Source organism: Gordonia sp. (in: high G+C Gram-positive bacteria), from assembly GCF_049299075.1.
Lineage (GTDB): Bacteria > Actinomycetota > Actinomycetes > Mycobacteriales > Mycobacteriaceae > Gordonia.
In genome coordinates this window covers 1-1,605 of the sequence record NZ_JBAQWU010000094.1, presented here as the reverse complement: position 1 = coordinate 1,605, position 1,605 = coordinate 1, and the positions used below count along the sequence as shown (strand labels likewise).

The 1,605-nt window shown below is 62.6% G+C and carries 2 protein-coding genes; one reads left to right on the top strand and one right to left on the bottom strand.

The window, feature by feature from the left end:
• The coding region (locus WAW85_RS03090) for an HAD family hydrolase (protein ID WP_422558189.1) at positions 1-516 on the bottom strand (516 nt) is incomplete at its 3' end.
• A 211-nt stretch (positions 517-727) separates the two neighbouring features.
• Between WAW85_RS03090 and WAW85_RS03085 the strand changes: the two genes are divergently transcribed.
• A partial coding sequence (locus tag WAW85_RS03085; protein WP_422558188.1) for a hypothetical protein occupies positions 728-1,605 on the top strand: 878 nt, incomplete at its 3' end.

Sequence of the window (1,605 nt, the reverse complement as noted above, 5' to 3'; positions counted from 1 at the left end):
CACCATGACGAAGCGCTCCGGGGCTACGTTACGCCGGGCCAGGATGTCGCGGTAGGTCTCCGGCGTCTTGTCGGCCACCACCTCGATGCCCGCGAAGTAGCGCCCCAGGCCGGAGCGAGCCACCTTGCCGGTCTGATGCAGCAGGTCGCCCTTGGTGATGAGCAGCAGCGGGTAGTCGGCCGATAGCGCGGCCAATGTCTCCTCGACCTCATAGATCAGTTCCACGTCGGCCGACACCATCTCGCGCGAGAGTTCCAGCAGGCGGCCGATCTCCGCGCCGGTGACGCGGCCGTCGGTCACCTCGACGGCCGTCTCGATCAGCGACAGGATGAAGCTGGTGATGCCGAAGCCGTAGTAGGGCAGATTGCGCATCTCCGTCTCATGAACGTGCGCCTCAAGGACGTCGATCTCGACGTAAGGGCGCAGCAGGTCGCGGAACTGTTGTCGCGCCGCCTGATAGAGATATTCGGTGTGCCAGAGCGTGTCGTCGGCGTCGAAAGCGATGAGTTCGATCATGGGGCTGATTTTACCCGCTACCGCAGCAAACGGTAGCCGCCGTAGCGCAATCTGCCGGCTTGCGTCCTCGCCCCGCCGCAAGCCGGACAGCTGCGCTACAGGGCCTTATGAGCAAAACAACCTGTGTCCCCTACACATTGCCCCGCTTTTCTGGTATCCTCTCATTGTCACACGGTCATTGGGCGACCATCCAATAGGAGCTTTACTCAATATGATTCAAGACCTCTACGAAAATTTGCGCGAATTCGCCGAGTATGCCGCCGGGCATGCCGCCGACACCTACCTCTCCCTCTACCTGCTGACCGACCCGGCCCACCCCGAAAACCAAAGCCAGACCCCGGCCTGGCAAATCTACCTGAAGAACGCCGTCAACAGCATCGAGGAAGACCTCGACCCGGTGCAGACCAAGCAGTGGAAGAACGTGCGCCTCAGCGACGAAGACCCCGACAAGGATTGGGCGCGCATCCGCAAACGCCTGGACAAATACATCACCAGCTACCGGCCGGAAGGCAAATCGCTGGCCTTGTTCATCAGCCCCGGCGGCGAGCATCGCTTCGAGCTGCCCGTCGCCCTGGCCAACACCTACCACTTCGGCAAGCCCCACATCCAGGAATTTCTGTGGGCGCTGGATGAGTATCAGCAGCATCTCGTGCTGCTCTTCGCCGAGGATCAGACGCGGGCGCTGCTTGTGGCCCTGGGCAGCACCGGCGCCGACGCCACCGTCACCAGCGATCAGGCCTGGATGCGCAAACAGCGCAAATCCGCCCACTCGCAGAACATCCAATCGCGCGACGATGAACTGACCCGGCGATACGTCCGCGACATCGCCGGCGAAATCGACAAGTTCTTCCTCAAGAATACCGACATCGAGCGCATCATCCTGGGCGGCAACATGGAAATCGCCAACGCCATGCTGGGCGAGATCCACGAGGCGGCGCGCGAGAAGGTGATCGCCGTGCTGCCCATCCCCATCGACACCCCGCCCCACGAGGTCGCCCAACGCATCAGCGACACAGCCCGCCATGCGGAGCGAGAGTACGAGACCGCCCTCGTGAACGACATCATTTCGTCGGCCAAGGCCCGCGGGCG